At 70.5% G+C, this 8,731-nt stretch carries 8 protein-coding genes and 1 tRNA gene; 3 read left to right on the top strand and 6 right to left on the bottom strand.

Annotated features, from left to right (window positions below; translation table 11 throughout):
• Positions 1–77 precede the first annotated feature (77 nt).
• The 4 genes from ftsY to dapF form a co-directional block, all read right to left on the bottom strand.
• Positions 78–1,466 (bottom strand): signal recognition particle-docking protein FtsY, encoded by a 1,389-nt coding sequence (gene ftsY / locus AAC134_RS16060; RefSeq protein WP_339950128.1) that lies wholly within the window; start codon positions 1,464–1,466, stop codon positions 78–80.
• Positions 1,467–1,613: 147 nt separating this feature from the next.
• On the bottom strand, positions 1,614–2,180 hold the full coding sequence (locus tag AAC134_RS16055; RefSeq protein ID WP_339950127.1) for a DUF308 domain-containing protein: 567 nt from the start codon (positions 2,178–2,180) through the stop codon (positions 1,614–1,616).
• A gap of 392 nt (positions 2,181–2,572) precedes the next feature.
• On the bottom strand, positions 2,573–3,889 hold the full coding sequence (gene mtaB / locus AAC134_RS16050) for a tRNA (N(6)-L-threonylcarbamoyladenosine(37)-C(2))-methylthiotransferase MtaB (protein WP_339950126.1): 1,317 nt from the start codon (positions 3,887–3,889) through the stop codon (positions 2,573–2,575).
• 4 nt (positions 3,890–3,893) lie between these two features.
• Positions 3,894–4,793 carry a diaminopimelate epimerase gene (dapF, locus tag AAC134_RS16045; RefSeq protein WP_339950125.1) on the bottom strand — a complete coding sequence of 300 codons (900 nt, stop codon included), beginning with the start codon at positions 4,791–4,793 and terminating at the stop codon, positions 3,894–3,896.
• A 226-nt stretch (positions 4,794–5,019) separates the two neighbouring features.
• Here dapF and AAC134_RS16040 point away from each other — a divergent pair, with 226 nt between their 5' ends.
• Positions 5,020–5,445, top strand: coding sequence for a DUF983 domain-containing protein (locus AAC134_RS16040; RefSeq protein WP_339950124.1), 426 nt, complete (start codon positions 5,020–5,022; stop codon positions 5,443–5,445).
• A gap of 110 nt (positions 5,446–5,555) precedes the next feature.
• On the opposite strand, the gene AAC134_RS16035 is transcribed toward AAC134_RS16040, so the two are convergent.
• A complete protein-coding gene (locus AAC134_RS16035) occupies positions 5,556–6,302 on the bottom strand; it encodes an SDR family NAD(P)-dependent oxidoreductase (protein WP_339950123.1) in 747 nt (248 codons plus the stop codon).
• 222 nt (positions 6,303–6,524) lie between these two features.
• Here AAC134_RS16035 and AAC134_RS16030 point away from each other — a divergent pair.
• Both AAC134_RS16030 and AAC134_RS16025 read left to right on the top strand, forming a co-directional pair.
• Positions 6,525–6,600, top strand: a tRNA-Lys gene (locus AAC134_RS16030).
• Between the two features lie 212 nt (positions 6,601–6,812).
• Positions 6,813–7,874 carry a hypothetical protein gene (locus tag AAC134_RS16025; protein ID WP_339950122.1) on the top strand — a complete coding sequence of 354 codons (1,062 nt, stop codon included), beginning with the start codon at positions 6,813–6,815 and terminating at the stop codon, positions 7,872–7,874.
• A gap of 329 nt (positions 7,875–8,203) precedes the next feature.
• Here the strand turns inward: AAC134_RS16025 and AAC134_RS16020 are convergent, their stop codons facing one another.
• Complete coding sequence (locus AAC134_RS16020) at positions 8,204–8,509, bottom strand: HGGxSTG domain-containing protein (RefSeq protein WP_339950121.1); 306 nt, start codon at positions 8,507–8,509, stop codon at positions 8,204–8,206.
• Positions 8,510–8,731 lie beyond the last annotated feature (222 nt).

The raw sequence follows: 8,731 nt of genomic DNA, 5'->3' as shown, positions 1-8,731 counted from the left end.
CGGCCGCGGGGCGCGCGCGGCCGGGCCTTGGGCGCGCGCGGTCGGGCGCGGGGCCCCCGGCGCGGCCGTCGCGCGTGTCACGCGTCGGACCCGGTGAGGGCGCGGGCGAACTCGTCGGGGTCGAAGGGGGCGAGGTCCTCGATGGTCTCGCCCACGCCGATGGCGTGGATCGGCAGGCCGAAGCGGTCGGCCAGCGCCACCAGCACGCCGCCCTTGGCCGTGCCGTCGAGCTTGGTCATGATCAGCCCCGAGACGTCGGCGGCCTTGCGGAACAGCTCCACCTGGCTCAGCGCGTTCTGGCCCACGGTCGCGTCCAGCACCAGCAGGGTGTTGTGGGGCGCGGTGGGGTCCTTCTTGCGGATCACGCGCACGATCTTCTCGAGCTCGGCCATCAGGTCGGCGCGGTTCTGCAGCCGCCCGGCGGTGTCGATCATCAGCAGGTCCGCGCCCTCGGCCTGGGCTTTGGTCAGCGCATCGAAGGCGAGGCTGGCGGGGTCCGAGCCCTGGGGCGCGGTCATCACCGGCACGCCGGCGCGCTCGCCCCAGACCTGCAGCTGCTCGACCGCCGCGGCGCGGAACGTGTCGCCGGCCGCGATCACCACCTTCTTGCCCGCCCCGCGCAGCTGCGAGGCGAGCTTGCCGATGGTGGTGGTCTTGCCCGAGCCGTTCACGCCCACCACCAGCACCACCTGCGGCTTCTGGCCGGTCAGAGGCAGGGGCTTGGCCACCGGCTCGAGCACGCGCGCGACCTCGGCGGCGAGCAGGCGCTTGATCTCGCTCGCGCCGACCTTCCGGCCATAGCGCCCCTCGGCGAGGTTGGCCGAGATGCGCAGGGAGGCGTCGACCCCGAGGTCGGCGGAAATCAGCAGCTCCTCGAGGCTTTCGAGCAGGGAGTCGTCGAGAACCCTGCGCTTCTCGATCAGCGGCGAGGCCAGGGGCGCCGGGCCGGCGGGGGCCGGCGCCGCCGCGGGCGCGGCCTCGCCCCCGATCAGGCGCGAGAAGAAGCCGCGCTTCGGCTCGGCCGCGGGCGGCGCGGCAGACCCGGCGGGGCGCGGGGGCACCTCGGCCGGCGGCGGCGCAGGGGTCTCGCGCGGCGGGGACGGGGGCGTCTCGCGCGGGGGAGCCGGGACCTCGCGCGGGGGAGGCGGAGCGGTGGGGCTCGGCGCCGCCGGGGCGGAGGGGTTCGGGGCCGCCGGGGCGGAGGCGGGGCCCGGCGCGGGGCGCGGCGTCTCGGGCAGTTCGGGCGGCGGCGGCACGGGGCGCTCGGGCGCGGGCGCGGGCGCTTCGGGCGGGGCCGCGGGAGGCTGCTCGGAGGGGGGCGGCGCGGACGTCTCGTCGGGCGTCGCGGGGACCCGGGGCGGCTCGATCTCCTCGGGCTCGCCCTCGGCCATCAGGTCGTCGAGCCCCCTCTCGATCCGGTCCGAGGACTTGAACAGGCGGGACTTGAGCTTGTTGAAGAACGACATGGGCGATCCGATGAGCTGCCGCGCGGCGGAGGTCCGAACCCGGCCGGCATAGCGCGTAGGGGCAGGCGAGGAAAGGCCCGGCCGGCGACGCGCCCGGCCGGGCCTTTGCTTCGCGGGGGAGCGGGAGGGCCCCCGCTCGGGCCGCCGTCAGACCCGGCCCGCGTTGCGCGCGGCGAGCCCCAGCGCCAGCAGCGCCGTGCCGTCGGAGATGAAGGCGATCCCCGCCAGCAGCCCCAGCAGCCACATCGCCGAGCCGGGGAAGGAGGCGTAGATCACCAGCGCCGCGACCAGGGCCGCGAGCCCCGCGGCCGTCATCCACCCCCAGCCCTTCGCGGGCCGCATCCGCAGCCCCTCGTAGATCCGCACCGCGCCCGAAACGGCCAGCATCAGCACGATGACCGCCGAGAAGGCCAGCAGCCCGGCCAGCGGATTGAAGATCACCAGCAGGGCGCCGATGATGTAGACGGCGCCGATCAGCAGGTGGCCGAGCGCCTCGCGCCAGCCGCCCTTGCCGAAGCTCTGCGCCACCTGGGCGATGCCGGCGAGCAGGAAGGCGACCCCGATCCAGGCGTTGATCGCCACCGAGGCGAGGAAGGGCGCGAGGATCGCGAAGACCCCCATGATCACCAGCAGCACGCCGATGCCGACCAGCCACTTCCAGTTGCGGACCAGAACATCGGGCATCGGGAAGGAAACCTGCGGGGTCGTGGACATGGCGAACGCTCCGTTTTGAACAAGGCCCGATCATCGTCCGCCAGAGAGGCCGGGTGCAACCTCTGCACACGGGGGGCGAGGCGGTGCGCCGCGGCGCGCGCAGGGCCGGGCGGCGGGACCGGCAGCCCGCAACGGCGGAAGGCGCCCGCGAAACGGCGGGCCCGTGGGCCGGAGGAAGGGGAACGGCCGAAGGGGAACGGCGAGAGGGGAACGGCGGAAGGGCCCGCGGAACGGGGGGGGCGGCCGGCCGGCGGGCCGGCGCCGGCTTGCATCCGCGGCGCGCGACGCCCCAACTCCGCGCCGCGCCGGCCACGGGCGTCCGCCAGGCCCGCCCGCAGGGCGCCCGGTTTCCGCCGCCCGCGCCTCTGGCGCGGGCTCCCGCCGGCCGCGCCTCACGCGGCCAGCAGGCGCTCTCCGTCGCGGGCGGCGATGCGGGCCTCGACCAGGGCGCCGGGGGTGCGGGGCTCGGGCAGGATCACCTCGGCAAAGCCTTCCGAGCGGCCCCGGGTCTCGGTCTCCATCACCAGCCGCTCGACCTGGCCCACCCGGCTGTCGAGCCAGGCGTCGCGGGCGGCCTCGCCGGCGGCGCGCAGGCGGGCGGCGCGGGCCTTGCCCACGGCCTTGGCAACCTGGGGCATGCGCGCGGCCGGCGTGCCCTGGCGCGGCGAGTAGGGGAACACGTGCAGCCAGGTCAGCCCGCAGTCGGCCACCAGCTTCAGCGAGTTCTCGAACATCGCCTCGGTCTCGGTCGGGAAGCCCGCGATCAGGTCGGCGCCGAAGACGATGTCGGGGCGCGCGCGGCGGATCTCCTCGCAGAAGCGGATGGCGTCGTCGCGCAGGTGGCGGCGCTTCATCCGCTTGAGGATCAAGTCGTCGCCCGCCTGCAGCGACAGGTGCAGATGCGGCATCAGCCGCCGGTCCGAGGCGACCGCGTCGACCAGCGCGGGATCGGCCTCGATCGAGTCGATCGAGCTGATCCGCAGCCGCGGCAGATCGGGAACCAGCCGCAGGATCCGCTGCACCAGGTCGCCCAGCGGCGGCTTGCCCGGCAGGTCGGCGCCCCAGGAGGTCAGGTCGACCCCGGTCAGCACCACCTCGTTGAAGCCCTGCGCGGTCAGGCGGCGGATCTGCTCGACCACCACCCCGGCGGGCACCGAGCGGGAGTTCCCACGCCCAAAGGGAATGATGCAGAAGGTGCAGCGGTGGTCGCAGCCGTTCTGCACCTGCACATAGGCGCGCGCGCGGGTGCCGAAGCCGTCGATCAGGTGGCCGGCGGTCTCGGTCGCCGACATGATGTCGTCGACGCGGATCTTCTCGGTCTCGCCGATCAGGTTCGGCCCGCCGTTGCCGCCCAGCGCCTCCTCGCGCTTCAGCCGCGCCCAGGCGGGGCCCTGCATCTTCTCGAGATTGCCCAGCACCAGGTCCACCTCGGGCATCGCGGCGAAGGTCTCGGGCTCGGTCTGGGCGGCGCAGCCGGTGACGATCAGGCGGGCGTCGGGGTTCTCCCGCCGCAGCTTGCGGATGCGCTGGCGGGCCTGGCGCACCGCCTCGGCGGTCACCGCGCAGGTGTTGACCACCACCGCGTCGCTCACCCCCTGTTCGGCCGCCAGCGCCTTCATCGCCTCGGTCTCGTAGGCGTTCAGGCGGCAGCCGAAGGTCTCGAACACCGGCGCGGCAGGCGCGCGGGGAGGCAGGTCGTCGGAGGCCATCGGCTCAGGCCTCCGTCGAGGCGGGCGCGAGGGCCGCCTCGAGGAACTCGGGCGACAGCTCGGCCTCGAACACGCTCGCCACGGGGCCGGCCATCAGCACGCCGCCGCCCCGGGCCTCGGTCAGCCACTCGATCTCCAGCTCGCCGCCGTCGAGCGCGACGCTCGCGCGCCGTCCGGTCAGCCCCAGCCGGGCGGCGGCCACCACCGCCGCGCAGGCGCCCGAGCCGCAGGCGAGCGTCACGCCCGCCCCCCGCTCCCACACCCGCAGGCGCAGCCGGTCGGGGGCGAGCAGCGAGATGAACTCGACATTGGTCCGCTCGGGGAACAGGGGGTGGGTCTCGATCTCAGGGCCGCGGGCGGCGAGGTCCACCGCCTCGGCGTCGGGCACGGCGAAGATGCAGTGGGGGTTGCCCATCGACACCGCCGCCGGCGCGCCAGGCAGGGGCAGGGCGAGCGTGTCGGCGGCCTCGGCCAGCGGCACCGAGGCCCAGTCGAGCGCCGGCGCCCCCATGTTCACCTCGACCCATCCGTCGGCGCGCCGCCGTCCGCTCAGCCGGCCGTGCCGGGTGCGGATCGCCACGGTCTCGCGCCCGGTCTCGGCCAGCAGCAGCGAGGCGACGCAGCGGGTGGCGTTGCCGCAGGCCCCGGCGGTCGAGCCATCGGCGTTCCAGAACACCAGCCCCGCATCCGCCTGCGCATCGGCCTGCGCGTCGTCGGGGCCCGCGGGGTCCACGATCTCGGCGAGCTGATCGAAGCCCACCCCGCGATGCCGGTCGCCCAGCGCGCGGGCGAGCGCCGGGGTCACCCGCGGGCCGCCCCCGCGCGCGTCGATCACCACGAAATCATTGCCCAGCCCGTGCATCTTGCGAAAGCGCAGGGGGGCGGAAGATCCATCCTTGGCCATGACGCGCATATACGCGCGCGGGGCCCTGCGCGCCAGCCCCGCAGACCCGCCGCCCAGCGGGAGGCGGATCTGCGCCCCACGCCTCGGCGCGGGGGCCTCGCCCGGGTTGCGTCGACGCTTTGCCGACCTCACCTGCACCGTACCGCGCCGCCGCGGCCGCGGGCCGCTGCGCCGCCACGCGGTCCGGCCGCCGGGCCCGCGCCGCCTGCAACACAAGGACCCTGTCATGTCCGACGAGACCGTCCGCCCGGCCCCCGACCCCGCGCCGCCCGCCGAACCGGGTCCCCCGGCGCACGGCGCCGTCGAGCGCGCGCCCGCCGACGCGCCGCTGGGCCAGACCCTGCTGCGCGGCTGGCGCGGCCGCTGCCCGCGCTGCGGCGAGGGCGGTCTGTTCCGCGCCTATCTCAAGGTGCGCGAGGAATGCCCGGTCTGCGCCCAGTCCTTCCGCGGTCTGCGCGCCGACGACGGCCCGGCCTATGTCACGATCCTGATCGCGGGCCACCTGGCGGTGCCGCTGATCTATTTCGGCGCGGAATGGGACAGCCCCCTGCTCGCCGTGCTGTCCGTCTCGGCGGTGGTCCTGGCGGGCTCGCTGGTGCTGCTGCCACGGGTGAAGGGCGCGTTCCTCGGGGTCCTCTGGCGCAGCGCCTGAGCGGGCGCCCGCCCTCCGGGGCGAGGAGGACGGCGCCGGCCCCGGAAATCACTGGCCCGGACGGCGCAGGCTCCGGACCCGATTGGCCCCGGAGGCTCTTCGCCCTCAGGTCATTGGGCGGTGTAGCCCCCGTCGACGACATGGTAGCCGCCGGTCATGAACGAGGCCTTGTCCGAGAGCAGGAAGGCGATCATCGCGCTGACTTCCTCGGGCCGCCCCAGCCGCTTGACCGGGTGCAGCTGCTCGATGGGGGCGGTGTCGGCGATGGCGCCCTCGACCAGCGGCGTGCGGATGTAGCCGGGGCCCACCGCGTTGATCCGGATCCCCTGCTCGGCGTAGTCGAGCGCCGCGGCCTTGGTCATCCCCACCACCGCGTGCTTGGAGGCGACATAGGCTACCGCGTTGGTCCGCCCCACCGCGCCCAGGATCGAGGCGAGGTTGACGATCGCCCCGCCCCCGGCCTCGAGCATCGCGGGGATCTGGGCGCGCATGCCCAGAAACACGCCGGTCAGGTTGATGGCGATGACCCTGTCCCAGTCCTCGACCGCCTGTTCGTGCAGCGGCGCGCGCACCCCCGCCACGCCGGCATTGTTCACCGCGAGCTGCAGCGACCCCCAGCGCGAGACGGCGGTTGCGACTGCGCGCGCATGATCCTGCGCCAGGGCGGCGTCGGCGCGCACGACCACCGCCTCGCCCCCCGCGTCGCGGATCTCGTCGCCGGTGGCCTGGGCGAGCTGGCTGACCACGTCCGAGACCACGACCCTCGCGCCTTCGGCCGCCAGCTGCACCGCCGTGGCGCGCCCGATTCCCGAGCCTGCGCCGGTGACCAGCGCGACCTTGCCATCGAAGCCCGACATGGCCTTCCTCCCCTTGGTTCCGGGCGACCCGTCGCCGCCGCTTGTTTTGTTCGGATGTCTTAGCGTCGCCCGTTGCCCGCACCAACCCCTGCCGCGGTCCCGGTCCCCCGCCGAGGCCGCCCTCCGGCGCGCCTCCTCCCCTCCGGCCCCGGCTCCCGCCGCGTCGAGTTCGCCGCGAGCGCTTGACCCCCGCCCCCCGGCCCCCTATCAGAGCCCCCGGTCGGGCCGTTAGCTCAGTTGGTAGAGCAGCTGACTTTTAATCAGCGGGTCGCAGGTTCGAACCCTGCACGGCTCACCATTATTTCAACCACTTGATGCCCCTCGCCTGGGTCTTCGTAGGTGTGTCCAACACCAGTCCAGCACGACGGCCCATCTCGCGACCTTCGTGCGTCGCTTACCATCAATCGCAGCGGCAGCGTCCCGGTCGGTGAGCAACACCTGCCTTGAGTTCTGTGAAGCGCCCGTGGCGCAGCTTTTGATGCGACAGGTAGAGACTAAAGGTGATTAATAGTGTCGCGAAATAAGTTCGGCCTTCCACGCTATATAGATGCAAGAACGCGGCGTTTGCTCAGGCAAGAATCGGGTTTTGGATGTGTGGTTTGCGGCTCACTGCTCATCACCTATGAGCATATTGATCCAGAATTCCATGACGCCAAGTCTCACGACCCTAGCAAGATGACTGTTCTTTGCATGAATTGCCAGAGGCGCAAAGGGGCGGCACTTTCCGCTGATTATCTCTTCGAGAGAAAGAAAAAACCATTCTGTATTGAGCGCGGATATTCATCGGAAGAGCTATACGGATTGCGTGATGATTTTAAGGTGTATGTTGGGGGAAACCTTATCACGAACACTGTCGAGGCGCTGCGCGTGGACGGCATTCCGAGGCTTTGGTTTAATAGTGATTCAGCCGGCCGGCCCCTGCTAAATTTTGTATTTTCATCTCATGATAAAAAAATAATTCTACTGATAAAAGATAACGAGGTTCGCGCATCGACTGATAATATAGACTTTAACTATTTCTCAACTCGGCGAGGGGAAATGTATGAAATATACAATGAAACGGGAATAGTACTTAAGTTCAGGATTTCGGCAGATGAGGGGGTGGTGGTCGAAAGGGCGGAGATTCCAGATTGCTGCCGAGGAGCGTTGAGCATTGGCGAGTCTAGTGTTTCCATACTGGATTCTAACGGCAGTACCGTGGGGAAGATCTCAGGCTCAAGCATTACTAGAGCGGGGGTCGGAATAAATATTGGGAAATGGCCTGTTCATTATTTTGGAGATGCTGCAAGGCTCGCGAAAACGGATGAAAGCAAGCTCGTCTCGCTTGTCCAGTCGCGTGGCTGGGATGGGATCTTTCATTTCCAGGGCATACCTTTATTCGCCATCAAGGGCGGATGCGCGTTCGATCCCTTGGGGTCGTGCTGGGGTCGCGTCAGTCAAGGTATGGATGGAGTGGAAGTGGTATTGACAGAAGCGCAATATGAGCGCCTTCCAAATCCGTTGCGTTTGGATTTATACGCCAAGAATGGTGAGAGCTACACTTTGAATCTATATAGTCTGCTCTCAAGTTAGCATGCTGGCTGAGCATGGTAGACCCTCTTGACTCATCGCAGCTTATTGTGGGCACTTGAGAATCTTCGCTCTCGGGCGGCCCGTTTTCGACAGGTCTCGCTACAGTGTCGTGCATCGGTTCGCCGATAGAGCGGAACGGGCTCGCCGCACCACCGGCACGTCCAGTTCCCCCACTTCAGGTTGCGAGTGACCGCTCTCAGCCGGGCGATCCGATGGCGGCGGTTGCCGTGGGGCCAGACTTCGGCCGAGACGGTGAAGCGGCCATCTTCGAAGTATTCGACCGAAAGGCCGTCGGGGTCAGGGGTGGGCATTGTTCGCGTCTCCGAATCTCAACTTTTCTCAGGGGCCAGAGGCGGGTCAGTAGGTTGATTTTCCTCGGATCGGGCTTTTGCGTTTTGTAAGACCCTCTCCGTCCGCCAGCGCGCCCAGCGCCGCCGCTGAGCCTCGGCGATCCGCGCCCGGCCTTCGGGCGTCTTCGGGCCGGTCGAGAGCCCCCCATGCAGTCGGCAACGGTCGTTCTGGAGTCCTGCCGGCTTCATCCGGCACGGCCTCCCCTTTCGGGTCCTTGCCCCGCATTGGCGGTTGCGGATGTAGGGGGCGAGATATCGCAGAAGGCTCGGCGGAAGGTTCTGCATCGTCCTAAAACTCCATGACGCGCGCGCCCGCGCGTAATGCGTCCGAAATCCCCGGCGGACCGGCGAGAGGGGGCCGGCGGATCATCGCCAGGCCCTCGCGTCGAAAGGGTCGTCGGAGGCGGCGAAGTCAGCCATGAGGTCGGCCAGGCGCTCGGCGAAGGCTTCGGGTTCGCGCGAGCAGAGCGGCGCTGCGCTCTTGGTCGAGGGGTCGGCGGACGGCGG

Source organism: uncultured Albimonas sp. (assembly GCF_963977235.1).
In the GTDB taxonomy this organism is placed as follows: Bacteria; Pseudomonadota; Alphaproteobacteria; order Rhodobacterales; family Rhodobacteraceae; genus Albimonas.
This window is presented reverse-complemented; position numbering and strand designations above follow the sequence as displayed.